Source organism: Pseudomonas aeruginosa (assembly GCF_001457615.1).
In the GTDB taxonomy this organism is placed as follows: Bacteria; Pseudomonadota; Gammaproteobacteria; order Pseudomonadales; family Pseudomonadaceae; genus Pseudomonas; species Pseudomonas aeruginosa.
The window spans coordinates 5,220,511-5,243,131 of the sequence record NZ_LN831024.1; the positions used below are offsets into that span (position 1 = coordinate 5,220,511).

15 protein-coding genes, 1 pseudogene and 1 riboswitch are annotated in these 22,621 nt (G+C 66.0%); of the genes and pseudogenes, 8 read left to right on the plus strand and 8 right to left on the minus strand.

The genetic code is table 11. The annotated features are described in order from the left end of the window. Positions 1–61 precede the first annotated feature (61 nt). Positions 62–1,273 (plus strand): MFS transporter, encoded by a 1,212-nt coding sequence (locus AT700_RS24020; RefSeq protein WP_003094912.1) that lies wholly within the window; start codon positions 62–64, stop codon positions 1,271–1,273. A 159-nt stretch (positions 1,274–1,432) separates the two neighbouring features. Here AT700_RS24020 and AT700_RS24025 read toward each other — a convergent pair whose 3' ends face one another. The 3 genes from AT700_RS24025 to AT700_RS24035 all read right to left on the minus strand — a co-directional run bounded on the left by AT700_RS24025 (position 1,433) and on the right by AT700_RS24035 (position 10,601). Continuing rightward, complete coding sequence (locus AT700_RS24025; RefSeq protein WP_003106768.1) at positions 1,433–1,822, minus strand: hypothetical protein; 390 nt, start codon at positions 1,820–1,822, stop codon at positions 1,433–1,435. A gap of 302 nt (positions 1,823–2,124) precedes the next feature. After that, positions 2,125–3,831, minus strand: a complete 1,707-nt coding sequence (gene cdrB, locus AT700_RS24030) for a two-partner secretion system transporter CdrB (protein ID WP_003094915.1) — start codon at positions 3,829–3,831, stop codon at positions 2,125–2,127. Positions 3,832–3,893: 62 nt separating this feature from the next. Continuing rightward, complete coding sequence (locus AT700_RS24035) at positions 3,894–10,601, minus strand: MBG domain-containing protein (RefSeq protein WP_048521686.1); 6,708 nt, start codon at positions 10,599–10,601, stop codon at positions 3,894–3,896. Between the two features lie 320 nt (positions 10,602–10,921). Between AT700_RS24035 and AT700_RS24040 the strand changes: the two genes are divergently transcribed. The 5 genes from AT700_RS24040 to AT700_RS24060 all read left to right on the plus strand — a co-directional run bounded on the left by AT700_RS24040 (position 10,922) and on the right by AT700_RS24060 (position 16,050). Beyond that, positions 10,922–11,893 (plus strand): 2-hydroxyacid dehydrogenase, encoded by a 972-nt coding sequence (locus AT700_RS24040; RefSeq protein WP_003094919.1) that lies wholly within the window; start codon positions 10,922–10,924, stop codon positions 11,891–11,893. Between the two features lie 109 nt (positions 11,894–12,002). After that, positions 12,003–13,001, plus strand: a complete 999-nt coding sequence (locus AT700_RS24045; RefSeq protein ID WP_003135073.1) for a class I SAM-dependent methyltransferase — start codon at positions 12,003–12,005, stop codon at positions 12,999–13,001. Positions 13,002–13,095: 94 nt separating this feature from the next. Next, positions 13,096–14,559, plus strand: a complete 1,464-nt coding sequence (locus AT700_RS24050) for an amino acid permease (protein WP_003094922.1) — start codon at positions 13,096–13,098, stop codon at positions 14,557–14,559. Between the two features lie 138 nt (positions 14,560–14,697). Then, positions 14,698–14,821: riboswitch (yybP-ykoY riboswitch) on the plus strand. Between the two features lie 90 nt (positions 14,822–14,911). Next, positions 14,912–15,490, plus strand: a complete 579-nt coding sequence (locus tag AT700_RS24055; RefSeq protein WP_003094926.1) for a TMEM165/GDT1 family protein — start codon at positions 14,912–14,914, stop codon at positions 15,488–15,490. A 116-nt stretch (positions 15,491–15,606) separates the two neighbouring features. Then, the gene (locus tag AT700_RS24060) at positions 15,607–16,050 is read left to right on the plus strand and encodes a nuclear transport factor 2 family protein (protein ID WP_003099368.1); all 444 of its coding nucleotides are present in this window, start codon (positions 15,607–15,609) and stop codon (positions 16,048–16,050) included. Positions 16,051–16,059: 9 nt separating this feature from the next. Here the strand turns inward: AT700_RS24060 and AT700_RS24065 are convergent, their stop codons facing one another. Together AT700_RS24065 and AT700_RS24070 are read right to left on the minus strand one after the other, a co-directional pair. Next, positions 16,060–17,085: an NAD-dependent epimerase/dehydratase family protein gene (locus tag AT700_RS24065; RefSeq protein ID WP_003121034.1), complete on the minus strand. Its 1,026-nt coding sequence runs from the start codon at positions 17,083–17,085 to the stop codon at positions 16,060–16,062. 143 nt (positions 17,086–17,228) lie between these two features. Further along, positions 17,229–18,050, minus strand: coding sequence for a M48 family metallopeptidase (locus AT700_RS24070; RefSeq protein ID WP_003099360.1), 822 nt, complete (start codon positions 18,048–18,050; stop codon positions 17,229–17,231). A gap of 162 nt (positions 18,051–18,212) precedes the next feature. Here AT700_RS24070 and AT700_RS24075 point away from each other — a divergent pair, with 162 nt between their 5' ends. Next, a complete protein-coding gene (locus AT700_RS24075; RefSeq protein ID WP_048521687.1) occupies positions 18,213–20,351 on the plus strand; it encodes a methyl-accepting chemotaxis protein in 2,139 nt (712 codons plus the stop codon). A gap of 2 nt (positions 20,352–20,353) precedes the next feature. Here AT700_RS24075 and AT700_RS24080 read toward each other — a convergent pair whose 3' ends face one another. Next, positions 20,354–20,968 (minus strand): SOS response-associated peptidase, encoded by a 615-nt coding sequence (locus AT700_RS24080; RefSeq protein WP_003141612.1) that lies wholly within the window; start codon positions 20,966–20,968, stop codon positions 20,354–20,356. 425 nt (positions 20,969–21,393) lie between these two features. Between AT700_RS24080 and AT700_RS24085 the strand changes: the two genes are divergently transcribed. Beyond that, entirely contained in the window at positions 21,394–22,098 is a 705-nt protein-coding gene (locus tag AT700_RS24085) for an MgtC/SapB family protein (RefSeq protein ID WP_003162416.1), read from the plus strand. Between the two features lie 12 nt (positions 22,099–22,110). Here the strand turns inward: AT700_RS24085 and AT700_RS24090 are convergent. Beyond that, positions 22,111–22,373 (minus strand): annotated as a pseudogene (locus AT700_RS24090) (putative signal transducing protein). After that, a complete protein-coding gene (locus AT700_RS24095; RefSeq protein ID WP_003094945.1) occupies positions 22,373–22,555 on the minus strand; it encodes a CPXCG motif-containing cysteine-rich protein in 183 nt (60 codons plus the stop codon). The pseudogene AT700_RS24090 and the gene AT700_RS24095 overlap by 1 nt, the downstream one beginning before the upstream one ends. Between the last annotated feature and the right edge of the window lie 66 nt (positions 22,556–22,621).

Here is a 22,621-nt window from a genome sequence, read left to right on the forward strand (position 1 = left end):
AACAGCCAAGAGGTAACCACATGTTACTCTCCGCCCTCCTCTCGAAACGCCCGACCCCAGCATGTCCAGCCAACCCAGCTCCCTGCTCCGCCATCGTCCCTTCCTCGCCTTCTGGCTGGCCCGCGTCTGCACCGCCAGCGGCTTCCAGATGCTCACCGTGGCCATCGGCTGGCACATCTACGAACTGACCGGCAATGTCCTCGACCTGGGCCTGGTAGGCCTGGTCGAATTCCTCCCGCGGGTACTGTTCATGCTCCACACCGGGCATGTTGCCGACCGCTACGACCGACGCAGAATCGCCGCCCTCTGCCAGGCCGGCCAGGCCCTGGTGGCGGTGGCACTGGTGCTCGGCGCGGCTTCGGGAGAGATCACCCGCAACATGATCTTCGTCCTCGCCTTCGCCCTCGGTACCGCCCGCGCCTTCGAAATGCCGACCACCCAGGCGCTGCTGCCGAACCTGGTACCGGCCGGGCTGTTCCCGCGCGCGGTGGCCGCTTCGGCTTCGGCGATGCAGGCGGCGACCATTGCCGCCCCGGCCCTCGGCGGCCTGCTCTATGCGTTCGGTGCCTCCTGGGTCTACGTGCCGACCGCGACTCTCTACGTCCTCGCGTGCGTCCTGACGCTCAGCCTGCCGGTACGCAACCAGCCGCTCACCCAGGGCAAGGCCACCCTCGACTCGCTGCTCGCCGGCATCCGTTTCATCCGCAGCCGACCGGACATCTTCGGGGCAATCTCCCTCGACCTGTTCGCCGTGCTCCTCGGCGGCGCCACCGCCCTGCTCCCGGTGTTCGCCAAGGACATCCTGCTCACCGGGCCCTGGGGCCTCGGCCTGCTGCGCTCGGCTCCAGCGGTGGGCGCCCTGGCGATGTCGTTCTGGCTGGCGCACTTCAGCATCGAACGCAACGTCGGGCGGATCATGTTCCTCTCCGTGGGCATCTTCGGCCTGGCAACCATCGCCTTCGGCCTGTCGAAATCGTTCTGGCTGTCCCTCGGCGTGCTGGTGGTACTCGGCGCCGCGGACATGGTCAGCATGGTCATCCGCGGCGCCTTCGTGCAGCTCGAAACCCCCGACGAGATGCGCGGCCGGGTCAGCGCGGTGAACGGCCTGTTCATCGGCGCCTCGAACCAGCTCGGCGAGTTCGAGTCCGGGCTCACCGCACACTGGTTCGGCACGGTACCGGCAGTGGTCCTTGGCGGGATCGGCACCCTGGTGGTCACCGGAGCGTGGATGAAGCTGTTCCCTAGCCTGGCGCAACGCGACCGCCTGCACTGAGGCCAATGCCGTCGCGCGCCGCTGCCCCGACAGCGGCGTATCGGCGATAACGCCTGGGGCGTTATCCGTCCTCCCCATGGAACACCGCACCTTCTCGGCAATAAGAAAGCCCGGCATCGAGCCGGGCTTTTCTCGCACCTTGCGGCGTGATCCGCGGTGTCAGGCGGGGCGCCGCATCTCCCGATGCAGGCGGTCGACGGTGCGCTCGCTACCGTTGTCGGCCAGGCGCAGATCGACGCGCCCCATGTCCTTGTGCAGACGGTCGACGGTCTGTTCGCTGCCGTTCTCGGCCAGGCGCGCCTCGCGGCTGGTCATGTCGCGGTGCAAGCGATCGATGGTCTGCTCGCTGCCGCTTTCGGCGACCCGGCGTTCTTCCTGGACGCGCGGCGCCTGGGTCTTGCGCAGGCGTTCGAGGGTACGGTCGGAACCGTCGGAGGCGATCAGTTGTTGGGCACCGCGCAGGGCGATGGATTCGACCCGCGGTGCAGCGAAGGCGGCATTGGCGGTCAGGGTAGCAAGGGCGATGGCGAGGATCAGCGGGCGTTTCATGGCAGTGGCTCCAGGTATTCGTTACGTGGGGCCATTCTCTGTTCGGGAAACTCGATTGGAAAACGAAGCGCGCCAATAGTATTCATCGACGTTTGAAATAGTGCGAAGAACCGCTCTAGTACAGGAGTTACAGCAAGAATACGCCTCTCCGACCGGCCTTGGCACGGATTGACGGCATCGATATGAAAAATCGAAGAAATCGAAAGTTTGAGAAGAACACTCGGAATTGAGCACGAACCTCCCTCTCCGCAGAACCGGAGAGGGGCTCCGTCAGCAGCCTCCGGAACGGAGGCCGGCAGGGTTCAGAAGCGCGCCACCACGTTGAACAGGACCCGCGTCTCGCGCTTCCCATCACGCTGGTCGGCTGGCTCGCCGATGACCTGGCGGGCAATCTCCGGGTTGAACGACAACTGGTCGGTGAGGTTGAAGCGCACCCCGGCACCGATCGAGCCGAGCTTCTGCTGCTCGTCATCGTCCACGTCGAGGTTGTAGGTCTTGCCCCAGTCGTAGAAAGCGTAGGCCTGGTAGCTGCGCAGCCAGCTATAGCCCACCGCCTGGCCATAGCGCGGTTCGAGCTTCAGGGCGAAGCCACGGTCACCGGTGATGTTGCCCGGGGCGAAGCCGCGACCGATCCCGCTGCCGCCGACGCCGAAGCGCTCGCTCGGCAGCAACGGGTCGAAGCTGTACTGCCATTGCAACTCGCCATACACCGACCAGGGTCCGCCGAGCCCTTGCAGACGCCCGATGTTGCCGTTGAGATAGACGAAACGTCCGTCGGCCACTTCGCGGGAACGACGTTCATCGTCCTTCTTGGTCGCGCCCCACATGTCCAGGCCGATGTTGTTGCGCACCTCCGCCAGGTTGATGCCCATCCAGCGGTCGACCCAGTCATAGGTCAGGCGTTGCTGGAACACCCGCACATGGTCACGACCGGGGTTCGAGGCGTCGCTGGCGAAGTCGCGCAGGCGGGTCTCGGTATCCTTCCACTGCAACGCCAGGCCGCCGCTCAGGTTCTGCGAGCGCGAGCGGATGAAGGGATGGTTGTAGGAAATGCTGCCTTCGGTGCTCTTGCTGACGCTGTCGAAGGGGAATACCGAGTCCGGGATGTCCGGGTTGACCTTCGAATAGGAACCCATGATCTGCAGGGTATCGCCGGCGAACATGCCACCCAGCGGCAACGTGCCGCGCAACTGGATGTAGCGGGTGGCATCGCTGAACGGCGAGATCGCGCCGAGCACGTCGATCTGCTCGTAGAAGCCCAGGCGGGAGAACTCGGTGGCGCCGAAGGCCAGGGTGGTCGGGTCGGTGTAGTGCGAGCCGCGGTTGTCGAGGCTGACGAAGCCTTCGTATCGCTGCTGTTGCAAGGCCACGTCGAGGTTCGACGAGCCCAGCGCCTGACCCGGGCTGAGCACGCTCTGCACGTTGACCCCCGGCAGGTCGCCGACCAGCAGCAGGCCGCGCTCCAGGGTATCGGCATCCAGCGGACGTTTTTCGGTCAGCGGCGCGAGCAGTTCCTCCACTCGCACCCGCGGCCCATCGACGGTTCCCTTGATCTGCACGTGTTCGAGGTAACCCTCGATCACCTGCAGGCGTACCTTGCCGCCCTCGATGCTCTGCTCCGGCACCACTACCTGGGTCAACAGGTAGCCGTCCTGGCGGTACTTGGCGGTGAGGCGGTTGGCCAGGTCGACCAGTTCGGCCAGGGACACCTGCTTGCCGAGCATATGCTGGTAATAGGACTCGAGCACCGCCTTGTCATAGCGGGTGTTGCCTTCGATGCGTATCTCGCGCAGTTCGAAGCGGATCTGTTCGCTGCCTTGCGGCGCGACCTGCTTGGGCACCACCAGCGGCGCCTCGGGCTTGGCTTGCGGCTCGCTGCGGGGCTTGAAGCGTTCATCGAGCTGGGATGGCTGTACAGTCCCTGGCAACTCCACGGCGGCGGCGGAAGCAGCCAGCATCCCGCAGCCACAGAGCGTCACCCAGCGAAGCGTCCATTGCGAAGGTTTCATCATTCACCTCGGGCAGATGACGCACTACCGCCCGGAGACGATAGTGCGCATTGCGAAAAGGGTTAGAAATTCAGAGGCTTGTTGAAGCAGCTCCAGTAGTCGGCCAGGTAGCTCTGGTTCGAGCAACCCGCCCCACTCTCGGCCTCTGCCCTGAGCGGACGATCGGTGAACTGCCCCACCCGCTTGGCACTGGCGTCCTCCGCCGGACCCGCGGCGGTAGCCGGCAGCAGGTTAGGATCGCTGACGTCCATGCCCAGAGCGTAGGCGCGCAGGAACGGGTTTTCGAGGAACGGGTTTTCCAGCGTGGTGGTGCGGTAGACCGCATCCCCGGGAGTATCCGGATCGCGCCCCTTCTGCAGTTCGCGCAAGTCGGAGAGCGCTGCCAGTTGCCCCAGGTCGCCCGGCGTGACCGGCAGCGGCAGGATGCTCAGCAGGTTGCCCTGGTAGTTGAGCTGGTAGTTGCCGCTGGTGAGGGCAAGCCCACCCTGGAGGATGTCGTACTGGCCTACGGCTTCGCCGCCCACCCGACCGAGCCCGCCGGCGAGCACCTGACCGGCGCTATCGCCATTCTTCAGGCCGGAAACCTGATAGGTCAGCGCCGGGTCGGCGGTGCCGACCTGCTTGCTCTTGGCATCGGCGAATACGTTGAGCAGCGCCTTGGTGATGGTCAGGTCATTGCCCTGGTAGGCCAGGTCATAGTTGCCACTGGTCAGCACCAGGCCGCCCTGGTTGATGCCATACACACCCACGTTCTCGCCTGCGTCGCGGTTCAGCCCGCCGGTCAGGATCGAGCCGGCGCTGTCACCGTTCTTCAGGCCGCTGACCTGGTAGGTCAGGCTCGGGTCAGCGTCGCCATAGACCTTGGTCTTGCCGTCGGCGATCACATTGAGCAGCGCCTTGGTGATGGTCAGGTTGTTGCCCTGGTAAGCCAGGTCATAGTTACCGCTGACCAGGCCCAGTCCACCCTGGTTGATGCCGTACACGCCGACATTCTCGCCAGCCACGCGGCTCAGGCTGCCACCGTTGAGCACCGCGCCAGCGGTATCGCCGTTCTTCAGGCCACTGACCTGGTAGGTCAGGCTGGGATCGGCATCGCCGTAGACCTTGGTCTTGCCGTCGGCGATCACATTCAACAGTGCCTTGGTGATGGTCAGGTTGTTGCCCTGGTAGCTCAGATCGTAGTTGCCGCTGTTCAATGCCAGGTCGCCCTGGTTGATGCCATACACACCCACGTTCTCGCCTGCGGCGCGGTTCAGCCCGCCGGTCAGGATCGAACCGGCGCTGTCACCGTTCTTCAGGCCGCTGACCTGGTAGGTCAGGCTCGGGTCGGCATCGCCGTAGACCTTGGTCTTGGCATCGGCGATCACATTGAGCAGTGCCTTGGTGATGGTCAGGTTGTTGCCCTGGTAGCTCAGGTCGTAGTTACCGCTGTTCAATGCCAGGTCGCCCTGGTTGATGCCATACACACCCACGTTCTCGCCTGCGGCGCGGTTCAGCCCGCCGGTCAGGATCGAACCGGCGCTGTCGCCGTTCTTCAGGCCGCTGACCTGGTAGGTCAGGCTCGGATCGGCATCGCCGTAGACCTTGGTCTTGGCGTCGGCGATCACATTCAGCAGCGCCTTGGTGATGGTCAGGTTGTTGCCCTGGTAAGCCAGGTCATAGTTACCGCTGACCAGACCCAGGCCACCCTGCTGAATCGCATAGTTGCCTACGTTTTCGCCGGAGACACGAACCAGGCCGCCGCCATTAAGCACCGCGCCAGCGGTATCGCCATTCTTCAGGCCGCTGACCTGGTAGGTCAGGCTCGGGTCGGCATCGCCGTAGACCTTGGTCTTGGCGTCGGCGATCACATTCAGCAGCGCCTTGGTGATGGTCAGGTTATTGCCCTGGTAGCTCAGGTCGTAGTTACCGCTGTTCAATGCCAGGTCGCCCTGGTTGATGCCATACACACCCACGTTCTCGCCTGCGGCGCGGTTCAGCCCGCCGGTCAGGATCGAACCGGCGCTGTCACCGTTCTTCAGGCCGCTGACCTGGTAGGTCAGGCTCGGGTCGGCATCGCCATAGACCTTGGTCTTGCCGTCGGCGATCACATTCAGCAGTGCCTTGGTGATGGTCAGGTTATTGCCCTGGTAAGCCAGGTCATAGTTACCGCTGACCAGACCCAGACCACCCTGCTGAATCGCATAGTTGCCTACGTTTTCGCCGGAGACACGAACCAGGCCGCCGCCATTGAGCACCGCGCCAGCGGTATCGCCATTCTTCAGGCCGCTGACCTGGTAGGTCAGGCTCGGGTCGGCATCGCCATAGACCTTGGTCTTGGCGTCGGCGATCACATTCAGCAGCGCCTTGGTAATGGTCAGGTTGTTGCCCTGGTAGCTCAGATCGTAGTTGCCGCTGTTCAATGCCAGGTCGCCCTGGTTGATGCCGTACACGCCGACATTCTCGCCAGCCACGCGGCTCAGGCCGCCGCCATTGAGCACCGCGCCAGCGGTATCGCCATTCTTCAGGCCGCTGACCTGGTAGGTCAGGCTCGGGTCGGCATCGCCATAGACCTTGGTCTTGGCGTCGGCGATCACATTCAGCAGCGCCTTGGTGATGGTCAGGTTATTGCCCTGGTAGCTCAGGTCGTAGTTACCGCTGTTCAATGCCAGGTCGCCCTGGTTGATGCCGTACACGCCGACATTCTCGCCAGCCACGCGGCTCAGGCTGCCACCGTTGAGCACCGCGCCAGCGGTATCACCGTTCTTCAGGCCGCTGACCTGGTAGGTCAGGCTCGGATCGGCATCGCCGTAGACCTTGGTCTTGGCGTCGGCGATCACATTCAGCAGCGCCTTGGTGATGGTCAGGTTGTTGCCCTGGTAAGCCAGGTCATAGTTACCGCTGACCAGACCCAGGCCACCCTGCTGAATCGCATAGTTGCCTACGTTTTCGCCGGAGACACGAACCAGGCCGCCGCCATTGAGCACCGCGCCAGCGGTATCGCCATTCTTCAGGCCGCTGACCTGGTAGGTCAGGCTCGGGTCGGCATCGCCATAGACCTTGGTCTTGGCGTCGGCGATCACATTCAGCAGCGCCTTGGTGATGGTCAGGTTGTTGCCCTGGTAGCTCAGATCGTAGTTGCCGCTGTTCAATGCCAGGTCGCCCTGGTTGATGCCGTACACGCCGACATTCTCGCCAGCCACGCGGCTCAGGCTGCCGCCGTTGAGCACCGCGCCAGCGGTATCGCCATTCTTCAGGCCGCTGACCTGGTAGGTCAGGCTCGGATCGGCATCGCCGTAGACCTTGGTCTTGGCATCGGCGATCACATTCAGCAGCGCCTTGGTGATGGTCAGGTTATTGCCCTGGTAGCTCAGGTCGTAGTTCGCGCTGAGCAGGCCCAGTCCACCCTGGTTGATGCCGTACACGCCGACATTCTCGCCAGCCACGCGGCTCAGGCTGCCGCCGTTGAGCACGGCACCGGCGGTGTCGCCGTTCTTCAGCCCGGACACCTGGTAGGTCAGTGCCGGATCGGCATCGCCATAGACCTTGGTCTTGGCATCGGCGATCACATTGAGCAGTGCCTTGGTGATGGTCAGGTTATTGCCCTGGTAGTTCAGGGTGTAATTGCTGCTGACCAGGCCCAGTCCACCCTGGTTGATGCCGTACACGCCGACGTTCTCGCCAGCCACGCGGCTCAGGCTGCCGCCGTTGAGCACGGCACCGGCGGTATCGCCGCGCTTGAGACCGGAGACCTGGTAGGTCAGCGCCGGATCCAGGTCGCCGTAGACCTTGGTCTTGGCATCGGCGATCACGTTCAGTTGTGCCGGGGTGATGCGCAGGTCGTTGCCGACGTAGCTGAGGGTGTAATTGGCCGTGTTGAGGCCCAGCCCGCCCTGGAGTATCCCGTAGTTGCCGACGTTCTCCCCGGCCACCCGGCCGAGGTTGCCGCTCAGCACGCCAGCGGCGGTATCGCTGTTCTTCAGGCCACTGACCTGGTAGGTGAGGGTCGGATCGGCGTCGCCATAGACCTTGGTCTTGGCGTCGGCGCTGACGATCAATTGCGCCGGCGTGACGGTCAGCTTGCCGTCCTGGCGCACCAGTTGGTAACGCTGGCTGAAATACTCGCTGCCATTGGCGTTACCGGTGATCGCGTACTGCCCGACATTCGACGCCTGGGTCGCCGTGGTGCTGGCGGTCGCCTGGTAGAGGTCGTTGAACTGACTGTTGACGTAGGCGTCGATGGCGTTGATGCCGGACATCGTGGCCGTCAGAGTCGGATTCACATCACCGTAGACGCGGGTAGCGTCATTGGCGGTCAGGGTGGCGGTCTGCTGGCGGGAAAGGATGTCGCCGGCAGTGGTGGTGGTCTTGAACATCTCCACCTGGGCGCGCTCGGCGAAGCTGTTGAACGCTCCCTCGCGCATGAACAGGTCCAGGCGGGTATCGACGCGGCTGGTCTTGCCGCCGAGGCCGAAGATCAGTTCCTCGGTCAGGCCGGTGCCGACGTCGTACTGCAGCTCGTCGGTCACGCCGATCACGCCGCCGAAGCCCTTGACGCCCCAACTGGTGCCCCAGTTTCCGGTCCAGGTGGTGACGCTGCCGTTGCCGGCGGCGACGGTGAACCCGCTGGGCGCACCGCCGTTCGGGGTGGCGGTGACGTTGCTGCCGTTGACCTGGTAGCGCAGGTTGGTCACCAGGTAGTCCGACGAGTCGTTGGTCGGGAAACTGGCGGAACCGCTGACCCGCCGATAGGGCAGCGCGGTGAACACCAGGCGGTCGAACTCGCTGTTGCCGTCGGCGGTCAGCGTGTAGTTGCCGGTGGTGCCGACGCTGTTGGCCTCGAGAATCCGCGTGCCGACGCTGGAGACGATGTTCTGCGCGGTGCCGGTCATGCTCTGGTTGATGAACGGATCGAACACCGTGCCGCTCGTGGTCACGCCGGTGGCGTTGCTCTGCCGGTACTTGAGCGTACCGTTGAAGGTCTGCAGCGCCAGGTTGCCGGCGTAGTTGTCCCAGGAAGCCAGGTCGATGCTACCAGCGCGGCCGGCGAGGTTGGCGGCGATCAATGCGGTACCGGCCTGCTGGCTGATCTTGCCGGCGGTGCTGGTCTGCATCCACAGGGTGCCGCTGCCCAGGTCGACGATGCCGCTGGTCTGCGGCGTGCCGCCGCTGAGGAAGCTGATGTTGCCGCCGGCGCGGATTGCCAGGCTGCCGTTGCGGAACAGGATCGGCGCAGAGATATCCACCGCACCGGCAGGTCCGGTGGCGATCAGCTCCAGGCCGCGACTGGCGCCGCCCAGGTTGCTGGTGATCAGCGGCGCTTCCACCGACAGCCGGTCGCTGGCGCTGAGGGTCACCTTGCCGCCTGCCAGCGCACCGGTAACCACCGAGGCATTCACCGTCGCGTCGCCGCTGGCGCCGTTGGCGCCCCCCACCGAGCCGGAGGTGCCGCCGGATGCGACGATGCGCAGGGTGGTCGGGTCGAGCAGCCAGGTGCCACCGTTGCCGTAGGGTGCGGCGACGCTGACGTAGGCGCTGTCGGCGATGCTCAGGTTGACCTTGCCGGAGGTCTCCACCAGGCCGCCGTTGCCGCCCTGGGCGCCGCCGCGCGCGAGGATCCGCCCGTCCATGCGGGTATTGCCGTCGGACCAGACCACCGCCAGGCCGCCATTGCCCTTGCCGGTAGCCGAGACGTCGATGCTGGCGCCCTTGGCCAGCGTAGCGTTCTTCGCTCGTGGCAACTCGCCGCGGCCCTGGAAGTCGCCGCCGATGCGCACGCTGCCGCCCTGTGCGGCGCCGCGGGCGTCGATGCTGGCGGTGCTCGCCAGGGCCACCTGCTGCCCGCTGACCAGCACGTCGCCGCCGCTCTTCGGACCGCTGACGTCGATCTTGCCGGCGACCTGGATGTCCCCGGACTTGCTTACCAGCGCTACGCTGCCCTCGCGCACCTCGGTGCCGCGGGCGAGGATCACGCCGGACAGGTTGACCGCGTTGTCGACCACCCGGGAAGCCTGCTCGGCGGTGATCAGCACGCTACCGCCGTCGGCCTGGATCGCGCCGCCGTTGCTGACCAGCGCCTGGGCATCCTGCGGCTTGCGGGTAACCGGGTCGGTCACGGCGATGGACACCAGGCCATCGCCGTAGAGGTCGATGGTCGCGGCGTTGCCGGCGGCCATCGCCACGGTGCCGAGACGGGCGTTGATCACGCCGTTGTTGGCCACGGACGGCGCGACGAAGGCCGCCAGGCCTTTCTCCGCGACGCTGATGCTGCCGTCGTTGACGATCCGCGCGTCGGGGTTTCCGGGCTGGTCGAAGATCAGCTTGCCCTGGCGGAAGTGTTCGTCGCTGATGTTCGCCGTGGTGGTGATCAGGGAGCCCACGTCTACCTTGGCCGAGCCGCTGAAGACCACGCCGTTGGAGTTGTAGATGATCACCTGGCCGGGCGCGGAGATGCGCCCGGCGATCACGCTTTCCTGGCCTGCGGTGACCCGGTTCAGGGTCGACGAGGTCACACCGGGCTGGTTGAAGCGCACCGCCTCGTCGGCGGAGACGTCGAAGCCCTTCCAGTTGATGATCGCGCGCTGGGTGCTCTGGTCGATCAGCGTGGTCTTGCCCTGCTGGCTGATCTTGATCTCGTTGGGGTTGAACTGGGCACCGGTAGGTGCCGCCATGGCCGCGTTGATGCTGGCGATGGCGAACATGAGGGTGCTGCTGGCGGCAAGGACGAAACGCCCTTCCCTACCAGCTTTCGAAGAGGTGCGCTTGCCGCGCTGGCTATCCGGACGGACCATGAAAATCTCCCTATCTGCGTGGCGCACGTCAGTTTTCCAGCACTGCATTTCGTCAGTTAAATGACGAAAATCTGAGAAGCAATTCACATTGCGCCTTGTGTGCCAAAAAAATGCCTTTCAGATCAAAAATTGTCCACTTGAAAGGGCGACCGTTCGTCGGAGTGACTCAAAAATGACACTACCGAGGTTAAATATGTAATACCGTCAAAAAACCGACAATACTTTCGGGATAATCACTGTCAAGAAAACCGGAAGACCTCCCTGGCACGCGGGTTTGCTAGGCTAGGCAGCCCCCGTCCGCTGCCGCCAAGGAACCGTCCATGAGCCATGCCCTGCGCGCCGTTTTCCTCGACCATGCCTCCCTCGACCTCGGCGACCTGGACATGCGCCCCCTGCGCGCCGCCTTCGACGAGCTGCAACTGCATGCCGCCAGCCAACCGCAGGAAGTCGCCGCGCGGCTGCACGGTGCGCGGGTCGCGATCAGCAACAAGGCGCCGATCGACGCGCAATGCATCGCCGCCTGCCCAGAGCTGGAACTGATCCTGGTCAGCGCTACCGGCACCAACAACATCGATCTCGCTGCCGCTCGCGAGCGCGGTATCGTCGTCGCCAACTGCCATGGCTACGGCACGCCCTCGGTAGCCCAGCACACCCTCGCGCTGCTACTGGCCCTGGCTACGCGCCTGCCGGACTACCAGCAGGCGGTACGCAGCGGCCGCTGGCAGCAATCCAGCCAGTTCTGCCTGCTGGACTTCCCCATCGTCGAACTGGAAGGCAAGACCCTCGGCCTGCTCGGCCATGGCGAACTGGGCGGGGCGGTGGCGCGGCTGGCGGAGGCGTTCGGCATGCGCGTGCTGCTCGGTCAGTTGCCAGGACGGCCCGCCCGGGCGGACCGCCTGCCGCTTGGCGAACTCCTGCCACGGGTCGACGCCCTGACCCTGCACTGCCCGCTGACCGAGGACACCCGCGGGATGCTCGGCGCCGCCGAACTGGCGCTGATGAAGCCTGGCGCCTTCCTGGTCAATACCGCCCGTGGCGGCCTGGTCGACGAACAGGCGCTGGCCGACGCCCTGCGCGGCGGCCACCTGGGCGGCGCCGCCACCGACGTGCTCAGCGTCGAGCCGCCGAGAAACGGCAATCCGCTGCTGGCCCCCGACATCCCGCGCCTGATCGTCACCCCCCATAACGCCTGGGGCAGTCGCGAGGCGCGGCAGCGCATCGTCGGCCAACTGGCGGAAAACGCAGAGGCATGGAAGGCCGGGCGCGCCCTGCGGGTAGTCAACGCCGGCTGATACGGCGCTGCGGGCACCGCGCACGGATGAACGGCGATCCTCGCCGACAATCCATGCGGGTATGCCAGGCCCAAGCCTGTTAAGATTTCCCATTTTTTCCGGAGCCCGCATGGACCCTCGCAGTGAAGTGCTGCTGCGCCAGCGCCACCTCTTCGCGACCCCGCTGCTGCTGGCCGGCCTGCCCGCCGACGACCTGCTCGCCGAGCTACCGCAGGCCCAGGGCTGGAGCTGGCACGCCGGCGAGCAGGCGCAGTTGGACGCCCGCTTCCCCGGCCGTAGCCGTTTCGACACGCGCGCGCCGACTGGCGCCTGGACTTCGGCCGTTCTGTTCCTGCCCAAGTCCCGCGAACTGACCGACTACCTGCTGGCCAGCCTGGCCGCCCGCCTGCCCGGCGGCGAACTCTTCCTGGTCGGCGAAAAGCGCGGCGGGATCGAGCGCGCGAGCAAGCAGTTGGCCGCCTACGGCAAGCCCCGCAAACTGGATAGCGCGCGGCATTGCCAGCTCTGGCAGGTGCGTATCGAACAGGCGCCGGCCGAACCCGACCTGCACGCCCTGGCCCAGCGCTACAGCCTGCCGCTGGCCGATGGCGAGCTGCAGGTGGTGAGCCTGCCGGGGGTGTTCAGCCATGGCCGCCTGGATCGCGGCAGCGCGCTGCTGCTGGGGCAACTGCAAGCTCTGCCCGGCGGCCATCTGCTGGACTTCGGCTGCGGTGCCGGCGTACTCGGGGCGGCTCTCAAGCGTCGCTACCCCGCCAGTCGCCTGACTCTGCTCGACGTCGACGCCTTCGCTGTCGAGAGCAGCCGACTGACCCTCGCCGCCAACGGCCTGGACGGCGAAGTGATCGCCGCCGACGGCATCGACGGCGCGCCGCGCGAACTCGCCGCGATCGTCAGCAACCCGCCCTTCCACCAGGGCGTGCACACCGACTACCAGGCCTCCGAGCGCCTGCTGCAACGCGCCGCCGAGCACCTGGCGCCGGGCGGCGAACTGCGCCTGGTCGCCAACAGCTTCCTGAAGTACCCGCCGTTGATCGAACGCCACCTCGGCCCCTGCCGGACACTCGCCGAAGGCGACGGTTTCCGCATCTACTCCGCCCGTCGCTCCTGATTTCTGCCTGGAACCCTGTGAATGAAGCTTTTCCTCTCCCTGCCCGCACGCCCGCAGCCAGACCCTTCCGTGGCCACCCGCCGGGAGGCCGCCGATGACTGACCTGAACGCCAGCCAGGGCCAGCAATTGCGGCGGGTGCTCAAGCCGCGCCACCTGAACATGATCGCCATCGGCGGCTCCATCGGCACCGGGCTGTTCGTCGCCTCCGGGGCCACCGTGGCCACCGCCGGGCCCGGCGGTGCGCTGCTTTCCTACGCACTGATCGGGCTGATGGTGTACTTCCTCATGACCAGTCTCGGCGAGATGGCCGCCTACATGCCCGTTTCCGGCTCGTTCTGCACCTATGGCAGCCGGTTCGTCGAAGATGGCTTCGGTTTCGCCCTCGGCTGGAACTACTGGTACAACTGGGCGGTGACCATCGCCGCGGAACTGGTGGCGGCGCAACTGGTGATGAGTTTCTGGTTCCCCGAGGTGCCGGGCATCTACTGGAGCGCGATCTTCCTGGGCATCATGTTCGGCCTCAACGTGATTTCCGCGCGCGGCTTCGGCGAGAGCGAATTCTGGTTCGCCCTGATCAAGGTAGTCACGGTGGTGATCTTCATCGGCGTCGGCCTGGCGACCATCTTCGGCATCATGCATGGCGTGGAGTCGCCCGGCTTCAGCAACTTCACCATGGGCGACGCGCCCTTCGTCGGCGGCTTCCAGGCGATGGTCGGGGTGGCGATGATCGCCGGCTTCTCGTTCCAGGGCACCGAGTTGATCGGCATCGCCGCCGGTGAATCGGAAAATCCGCGGAAGAACATCCCGATCGCCATTCGCCAGGTGTTCTGGCGCATCCTGATGTTCTACATCCTGGCGATCTTCGTGATCGGCATGCTGATTCCCTACACCGACCCGAACCTGCTGAAGAACGATGCCAGCGACATCAGCGTGTCGCCCTTCACCCTGCTCTTCGAGCGCGCCGGCTTCGCCGCGGCGGCCGGGGTGATGAACGCGGTGATCCTCTCGGCGATCCTCTCCGCCGGCAACTCCGGCATGTACGCCTCGACCCGGATGCTCTACAACCTCGCCCTCGAGGGCAAGGCACCGCGCCTGTTCTCTCGTGTCTCGCGCAGCGGCGTGCCACGCAATGCGCTGTACGCCACTACCCTGGTCGGCGCCCTGTGCTTCCTCACTTCGGCCTTCGGCGACAGCACCGTCTACACATGGCTGCTGAACACCTCGGGCATGTGCGGCTTCATCGCCTGGCTGGGCATCGCCATCTCCCACTATCGCTTCCGCAAGGGCTACCTGGCCCAGGGCGGCCGCCTGGAAGACCTGCCCTACCGGGCCAAGCTGTTCCCCTTCGGCCCGCTGTTCGCCTTCGCCCTGTGCATGGTCATCACCCTCGGGCAGAACTACCAGGCGCTGGTGGGCGAACGCATCGACTGGATCGGCCTCCTCGCCACCTACATCAGCCTGCCGCTGTTCCTGGCGATCTGGCTGGGATACCGCTGGAAGAAGCGCGCACGCTTCGTTCGCTACCACGAAATGGACGTCAGCCCGACCAATACCTGACTCACCCTGCCGCCCAGCGATTCCTCGCGGATCGCTGCGGATGCCGGCACGTTTCCTTGCGATCAGGCTCCCTCGCCGCCCTCCCGGACGAAAGTTTCCGTCCCGGGCTTGCCCAAGCCGCCCGGCTTGGGCAGAATGCGCCCCGTCCTAGGGGAGTAGTCTCCCGCGAGCGCCGCACCGGCCTCGCCCGGCACGCGTCAACACACTTGGTCCGCAGACCATGGCGCGCGCGACCCAAGCCTGCCCAGACAGGCCAAGGGTTTGACAAGACCTATGACACGCACGATCTGACCCGGGGCGGGCAGATGGCGCGTGTCATGGTGATTGGTCGACCCGCCCCTTAGGAAGCCTGATGGAATCGCTGTTCGTCCCTACCCTCATCGTTGCCCTCGCGGAAATCGGCGACAAGACCCAGTTGCTGGCACTCCTGCTCGCGGCGCGTTTCCGCAAGCCGTGGCCGATCATCGCCGGCATCGTCGCCGCCACCCTGGCCAACCATTTCGCTGCCGGCGCGGTGGGCGCCTGGGTCGCCAGCTTCTTCTCGGAAGCCACCCTCAGCTGGATCCTCGCCGCCTCCTTCATCGCCGTCGCCCTGTGGACACTGGTACCGGACAAGCTCGACGACGAAGAGTCCGGACTGAAGAAATACGGCCCCTTCCTCACCACCCTGATCGCGTTCTTCCTCGCCGAGATGGGCGACAAGACCCAGGTCGCCACGGTCATGCTGGCCGCCCAGTATCCGCATTTCTGGCTGGTGGTGATCGGCACCACCCTGGGCATGCTGATCGCCAACGTACCGGTGGTACTGATCGGCAACCTGGCCGCCGACAAGCTGCCGCTGACCCTGATCCGCCGCCTGGCCGCGGCCGCCTTCGCCGCACTTGGCCTGTACGCCGCCTGGCACGCCGCGCAATTGACCGGCTGGCTCTGAAGGACTGCGCCGCCGGGCCCGGGATGGCTGGGCGGCCAATGCAAAATGCATAGGAACGGCTACAGTTCAGGCAGGCACCGGATGCCTGCCCCACCACTCGCCCTCGAGAGCCGGAGATGCCCTCACACGACCTGAAACGACTCGCCCGCCATCACATCGAGCTGTCCTGGAACAAGGGCCGCATGGCGTTGGTGGAGCAGTTGCACAGCAAGGATTTCCTCTACAAAAGCTCGTTCATCGGCCGTCCCCTGGATACCGCCGGCTATATCCGCCTGCTGCAGGACATCCGCACGGCGATGCCGGACCTGGAGGTCGTGGTCGAAGACTGCATCGGCGAGGAACGCAAGGTGTTCACCTGGAGCACGCTGATCGGCACCATCGTCCGGCCGACCCTGGGCTATCCGGCCAGCGACAAGGTGCTGAGCATTTCCGCGATGGGCTTCTGGGTGTTCAACCCGCAGGGCCAGTTGCAGGAGCTGTGCACCATGTTCGACATGGAGAGCTTTCGCGCCCAGCTGGGACTGCAGACCCGACCCTTCGCGGAAAAAGCGCTGCCCTAGCCAACCGTCCTAGGCATTGAAATAGCCGTTGTCGCGGAACCAGTCGATGGCGCGCAGCAGGGTGTCGTCGAGGGCGGTGGTGGAGAAGAAGCCGAGTTCCTCGCGGGCCTTGCGTCCATCGAGGAACTGCCCGCCAGCCATCACCTCGATGGCGGTTTCGTCGAGCAGCGGCAACTGGCCGCTGACCCGGTAGCGCAAGCGGCCCAGGGTGGCCAGCGCGCGAGCCATGGCCATCGACATCGGCTGCGGCGCAGGCTGGCCGAGCAGCTCGGCGATGCGCCGGGTCAGGTCGGCCATTTCCAGGTTGTGCCCGGTCAGCAGGTAGCGCTCGCCGATACGCCCGCGCTCAAGGGCCATCAGCAGTCCGCGCCCGGCTTCGGCGGCATCGATGACGTTACGCTGGCCGGCGACGTAGTGGGTCATCTCGCCATTGCCGATGGCGGTGATCACGCGCCCGGTAGTCGGGCCGATGTCCAGTTCGCCGAGTACCATGCCGGGAATCCCGATCACCACCGGCAGGCCGTTGCGCGCCTGCTCCCGGGCCTGCTCGTCGAGCGCCCATTTGCACAGCACGTAGGAACTCTTGCCGCTCGGCAGGCTGTCGTAGAACAACCCCTCGTGGCCCGGTAGTCCCTGGGGATGGCGGGGCATGGCATATGCCGAACCGACATAGAGGATGCGCGGCACCCTGGCCTGCAGGCAGGCGGCATAGAACGGGTTGGTCTGGCCCAGCGCGCTGGCCACTTCCTCCTGCCAGCGGCGCGGCCGCGAAGGATAGTAGCCGGCGCTGAAGATCACCCCGTCGAGGCCGCGCAGGGCGCGTTCCAGGCCGGCGTGGTCGAGCATCTCGGCGACCCGGCACTCGGGCTCCAGATAGGCGAGACGCTGGATCTGCGAAGAAGGACGGTGGATCAGCACCAGATCGTGACCGGCAGCCCTGATGGCGCGCGCGGCGTGATGTCCCAGCAGGCCGGTGGCTCCGAGTACGGCGTATTTCACATGAGCTCCAGGGCGTGAGAGTGGCTGTTCGTCCACGGGTCCCGCAAGCGGGTCGGCCAGCAGTCTAGGCCGAACACCGGCGAGATACCAAACAGCAGGTTACGGAAATACACAACAGGCGTTTCCGATGGTAAGCCTGTCGGCGCGCCGGCCGCCCCCCGCGACCGCGCGCCCTGGCCTCACTTGCCGCGCCTGGCCTGCTGGTACAGCGGCATCACCTTGGGAATCGCGGCCTGGAGATTGGCCATCCGCGAACTGTCGGAGGGGTGGGTGCTGGTGAACTCGGGCTGGCTGGCGCCGCCGCTGGCCCTGCCCATCTTCTGCCAGAGGGTGATCGCCGCTTCCGGGTTGTAGCCGGCGCGGGCGGCCAGCTCGAGACCGATCAGGTCGGCTTCGTTCTCGTTGGCACGACTGTTGGGCAGGGTCATCAGGTAGTCGACGCCGGTATTGGCCAGTTGCAGGCTTTCCTGGCCGAGGCCGGCCAGGGCGCCGATCTGGCTGGCCACCTGCACGCCGTAGGCCTTGGACATGGCCTCGCGCCCATGCTCGCGCAGGGCGTGGGCGATCTCGTGGCCCATCACCGCGGCTATCTCGTCGTCGGTGAGCTTCAGCTTGTCGATCAGCCCGGTGTAGAAAATGATCTTGCCGCCGGGACCGCAGTTGGCGTTGAGCTCGTCGCTCTTCACCACATTGACTTCCCAGTTCCAGCCGGTGGCGTCCGGGCGGAAGGCGGCGGTCTGCGGGATCAGCCGCTGGGCGATCGCCTTGACTCGCCGCGCGTCGGCGCTGCTGGTATCGAGCACGCCGGCGCTTTTCGCCTCGCCGAGAGTCTTCTGGTACGACTGGGCGTACATCTGGTCGACTTCCTGGCTGGACAACATGCTGAACATATATTGCTTGCGGTCGACGCCGACGGCGCCGCCACTGGTGGTGTTCACTGCCTGGCAACCGGCGAGCAGCAGCGCGCCGGCGAGGGTGGCGAATCGGAAGGGATGAGCCATGGTCCTTTGTTCTCCTCTGAAGGCCGAGCGCATGGTAGGCCGCGCCTCGAACGCCGGCAACAGCCGTTGGCGAGGAAATCTCCGACGGCCGATTAAGGATTTGCCGTCCTCCTGCCGATAAGCTCCTCAGAGACAATTCCAACAAGGGTCAGAAGTCCCATCATGAAGCTCAAGTCGATCCAGTTTTCTGTCGCCGCCCTCGCCGGCGCCAGCGTTCTAAGCGTCGTCGTGGTGCTGGTGCTGTACGCCCTGTTCGCCGGCGCGCGAACGCAGGAGCTGGTGCAGCAACGCACCCAGGGCCTGCTGGAGAAGGTCATCAACGAGCGCCTGGTGGCCCTGGCCCGCGCCCAGGTCAGCCAGATCCAGCGCGAGCTGGAGTATCCGCTGACGGTGGTCCACGGCCTGGCCAACAGCACCCGCCTGCTCGGCGAGCCGGGCGCCGACGGCATGCCGCAGCTGAACGCCAGCCGCGACGAAATCTCCGCGCTGCTGCGCAGCACCGTACAGAACAACCCCAAGCTGCTCGACACCTTCATGGCCTGGGAAGCCAATGCCTTCGATACCGATGCCGCCTTCGCCGGGCAACCCGGCAAGGGCTACGGCCCGGACGGCCGCTACCTGCCCTGGTGGTATCGCGGCGCCGACGGCAAGCCGATCGTGGAGGCCATGGCCGACAGCATCGATAGCGAAAAGCTGCTGCCCACCGGGGTGCGCGAGAACGAGTTCTACGCCTGTCCGAAAGAGAACAAGCGTCCCTGCATCATCGACCCGGCCCCCTACGAAATGGGCGGCAAGACCGTGATGATGTCGTCCTTCAACGTGCCGATCATGGTCGGAGACCAGTTCCGCGGCGCAGTCGGCGCCGACCTCTCGCTGGCCTTCATCCAGGACCTGCTCAAGCGCGCCGACCAGCAGCTCTACAATGGCGCCGGGGAAATGGCGCTGATCGCCAGCAACGGCCGCCTGGTGGCCTACACCCGCGACGACAGCAAGCTCGGCGAGCCCGCCGGCAGCGTCCTCGACGGCAACGAAGTGGACAACCTGAAGAACCTCACGGTTGACCAGCCGCTCTACGACATCGACGCCGAGCACGGCCACATCGAGCTGTTCCTGCCTTTCACCATCGCCGACAGCGGCGTGCGCTGGACCCTCATGCTGCAGATTCCCCAGGCGGCGGTATTCGGCGAACTGCAGCAACTCCAGGGCGAGCTGAGCGACCAGCGCCAGCAGGATATCCTCGGCATGAGCCTGGCCGGCCTGGTGGTAGCGGCCCTCGGCCTGCTGGTGGTCTGGCTGGTCGGCTACGGCATCGCCCGGCCGCTGCGCCAACTGGTCGGCATGCTCGACGACATCGCCCAGGGCGAAGGCGACCTTACCCGCCGCCTGAGCAGCGAGCGCGCCGACGAGCTGGGCTCCATCGCCAAGGGCTTCAATACCTTCCTTGGCAAGCTGCAGAACATGATCGGCCAGGTGGTGCAATCGGTGCAGAAGGTCAGCGACTCCTCGGAGCACACCGCCGACATCGCCATCCGTACCAACCAGGGCGTGCAGCAGCAACTGGCGGAGATCGAACTGGTGGCCACCGCGGTCCACGAGATGACCGCCACCGCCCAGGACGTGGCGCGCAACGCCACCCACGCCGCCGAGGCAGCCAACCACGCGGACCAGGCCGCGCACCAGGGCAAGCAGATCGTCGAAAGCAGCTCGGCGGCGATCCAGGCCCTGGCCAGCGAGATCGGCCGCGCGGTCGGAGTGGTGCAGAACCTGGCCAAGGACAGCGAAAACATCAACGCGATCCTGGTGGCGATCCGCGGTATCGCCGAGCAGACCAACCTGCTCGCCCTCAACGCCGCCATCGAGGCCGCCCGCGCCGGCGAGCAGGGTCGCGGTTTCGCGGTGGTGGCCGACGAGGTACGCAACCTGGCGCAGAAGACCCAGCAGGCCACCGAAGAAATCCAGAGCATGATCCAGCAGTTGCAGCAGGGCACCCGCGACGTGGTGAAGGTCATGCAGGACAGCCAGGACCGCACCGACGACAGCGTGCGCCATGCGCGCCAGGCGGCCGAAGCGCTGGAGTCGATCACCCAGGCGGTATCGGTGATCAACGACATGAACACCCAGATCGCCAGCGCCGCCGAGGAGCAGAGCGCGGTGGCCGAGGACATCAACCGCAACGTCGCCAACATCGGCCAGGTCGCCAACCAGGTGGCCGGCGGCGCCGACGAGGCCTCGCAGGCCAGCGCCGAGCTGACCCGCCTGGCCGAGCAGCAGCGGCGCCTGGTGAATCAGTTCAGGGTCTAGCGTCAGGCCGGGGTCAGGCACTCCGGCCCGTCGGTTTCAGGCTTGTTGACGAAGCCGGCCAGGGCCACGCTGCGCAGGTTCGGCTGGGGCTTGGCGAGCAGGCTGATCAGCGCCGGCAGCGGCGTGTCCGGAGCCAGCCAGGCATCCTGCTCGGCCTCGTCAAGCAGCAGCGGCCGGCGGAACTCGGCGGCCGCCTGGGATACCTGGGCCACGCTGAGCCAGGTCTGTCCCTGCACCGGATAGGCCTCCCAGATGCCGGCGAAGAACAACAGGCGCTCGCCGGTGGAAACCCAGTACGGACGCTTGCGCACCCCGCGCCATTCATAGAAGCCGTTGGCCGGCAGCAGGCAGCGGCGCTGCTGGAACGCCTCGCGGAACATCGGTTGCTCGGCGAGGGTTTCCGCCCGCGCGTGGCTGGGCGTACGCGACAGGTCGGTGAGCCAGGCCGGGGTCAGCCCCCAGCGCGCCAGGTCGGCGCGGCGCGCACCGGCGTCCTCGCGAACCATCAGCACCTGGTTCGCCGGAGAAATGTTCCAGTGCGCCCGCCAATCCGCCGGAAAGCCCGGCAGGGCCGCCAGCGACGGATTCCAGCGGAACAGGGCGTAACGACCACTCATGCTTGGCACTGCCTGGTGAGGGAAAGCCGCACAGTGTAACCCGAAGCGCCACACTGGCCTTGCCGAACGCAAGCTGAATGAAACCCAATCTTAACTTGACGCGCCTATCCTCCAGGCTTAAGGTGCCGCCCGCATTCTGTAACCCACACAGGAGTCCTGCATTGGACAACAGCCCTAGTCGATTGCGACAGGTCCATCCGGCGAGCTAGTCCAGCAGAACCCTCTGCCACTGCCTCGCCGAACATGGCGGACAGTGGCGATCCGCATCCCGACCGGGATGACGCATCCCCATTTTCCCTTCGTGTCCCTTCCCTCGCGCCATCCGCGCAGCGGGAAGCCGCGGTCCTGCGCAATCCATCGTCCTTTATCCGCGCGGACCGACGGCCCGCGCCAGCTCCGGCCGTCGGCCGGCAACGAGGTGAAACATGGATTGGAAAGTATTTCTCCTGCGCGTCGCGGTCGCGCTGGTCCTGGGCGCCCTGATCGGCGCCGAACGCCAGCTGCGCCAACGCCTCACCGGCCTGCGCACCAACGCGCTGGTCAGCACTGGCGCCTGCCTGTTCGTGCTGATGACTCAGGGCGTGCCCGGCCTGGCCGGCGACGCTTCACGGATCGCCGCCTATGTAGTCTCCGGGATTGGCTTCCTCGGCGGCGGCGTGATCATGCGCGACGGCCTCAACGTGCGCGGCCTGAACACCGCAGCCACCCTCTGGTGCACCGCCGCCATCGGCGTCCTGTGCAGCATGGGCCTGCTGCTGGAGGCCACGCTCGGCAGCCTGATGGTGCTCTGCGCCAACATCCTGTTGCGCGACATCGCCCAACGCCTGAACCGCCAGGACGTGTTGCCGGCCAGCGAGGCCGAGCAACGCTACGAAGTGCAGATCGTCTGCCGCGCCGAGGACGAGATCCAGGTTCGCAGCCTGATGCTGCACAGCCTCGGCAGCAGCGACCTGCGCCTGCAATCGCTGCACAGCGAGGATCTGGACAACCCGGCCAAGCTGGAAGTCCGCGCCGAACTGCTCGGCACCCCCGAAGCTCCGGCGCAGCTGGAACGCCTGGTCAGCCGGGTCAGCCTGGAGAAGGGCGTCAGCTCGGTGCGCTGGCAGGTCTTCGAACTGGCGGCCGACTGAGCGGCGGCCGCCTCAACACAACAGGCTGCCGGGCCGCAGGGCTCCGGCGGCTCCTCGGCCAACGGGGCGGCGGCGTTGTAGGCGAGGATCAGTTCTCGCGCCCGCTCCGTCTGCTCGTCCGCCACCAACAACGCCAGCAGTCCGCCAGGCGGCAGTTCGCCGATGGCGCCGACCAGGTGGCGGCCGCTGACATGGGCGGCGATCCCTTCGCTGGCGAGCATTCCCACCAGCATCTCGGCCTCCAGCAGGTCGGCCGGCTCATATACGCGCTGCATCAGTCATCCTCCCGGCGGACGTTCAGTGACCAGTCCTGCCCATCGGTGCGCAGGTCGAACAGGATCGGCCGGCAGCACACCGGGCAGTCCTCGTAGTACTGCTGGTCGCCGGCGCTCAGGTCGAGCAGCGCCTCGGCCGGTTCCCCGCAGTAAGGGCAGCTATAGGCCTGGCTTTCGAGCATCGCTGCACCCCCTATGAGTTCCGTTTATAATCGCGCGGTTCAATTTTCGGCCACCCCCTTGGGCGG

What these genes read in the sequence shown, in the direction of transcription:
- AT700_RS24020 (WP_003094912.1), top strand. Translation starts at nt 62, where the DNA reads ATGTCCAGCCAACCCAGCTCCCTGCTCCGCCATCGTCCCTTCCTCGCC.
- AT700_RS24025 (WP_003106768.1), bottom strand. Translation starts at nt 1,822, where the DNA reads ATGAAACGCCCGCTGATCCTCGCCATCGCCCTTGCTACCCTGACCGCC.
- cdrB (WP_003094915.1), bottom strand. Translation starts at nt 3,831, where the DNA reads ATGAAACCTTCGCAATGGACGCTTCGCTGGGTGACGCTCTGTGGCTGC.
- AT700_RS24035 (WP_048521686.1), bottom strand. Translation starts at nt 10,601, where the DNA reads ATGGTCCGTCCGGATAGCCAGCGCGGCAAGCGCACCTCTTCGAAAGCT.
- AT700_RS24040 (WP_003094919.1), top strand. Translation starts at nt 10,922, where the DNA reads ATGAGCCATGCCCTGCGCGCCGTTTTCCTCGACCATGCCTCCCTCGAC.
- AT700_RS24045 (WP_003135073.1), top strand. Translation starts at nt 12,003, where the DNA reads ATGGACCCTCGCAGTGAAGTGCTGCTGCGCCAGCGCCACCTCTTCGCG.
- AT700_RS24050 (WP_003094922.1), top strand. Translation starts at nt 13,096, where the DNA reads ATGACTGACCTGAACGCCAGCCAGGGCCAGCAATTGCGGCGGGTGCTC.
- AT700_RS24055 (WP_003094926.1), top strand. Translation starts at nt 14,912, where the DNA reads ATGGAATCGCTGTTCGTCCCTACCCTCATCGTTGCCCTCGCGGAAATC.
- AT700_RS24060 (WP_003099368.1), top strand. Translation starts at nt 15,607, where the DNA reads ATGCCCTCACACGACCTGAAACGACTCGCCCGCCATCACATCGAGCTG.
- AT700_RS24070 (WP_003099360.1), bottom strand. Translation starts at nt 18,050, where the DNA reads ATGGCTCATCCCTTCCGATTCGCCACCCTCGCCGGCGCGCTGCTGCTC.
- AT700_RS24075 (WP_048521687.1), top strand. Translation starts at nt 18,213, where the DNA reads ATGAAGCTCAAGTCGATCCAGTTTTCTGTCGCCGCCCTCGCCGGCGCC.
- AT700_RS24080 (WP_003141612.1), bottom strand. Translation starts at nt 20,968, where the DNA reads ATGAGTGGTCGTTACGCCCTGTTCCGCTGGAATCCGTCGCTGGCGGCC.
- AT700_RS24085 (WP_003162416.1), top strand. Translation starts at nt 21,394, where the DNA reads ATGGATTGGAAAGTATTTCTCCTGCGCGTCGCGGTCGCGCTGGTCCTG.
- AT700_RS24095 (WP_003094945.1), bottom strand. Translation starts at nt 22,555, where the DNA reads ATGCTCGAAAGCCAGGCCTATAGCTGCCCTTACTGCGGGGAACCGGCC.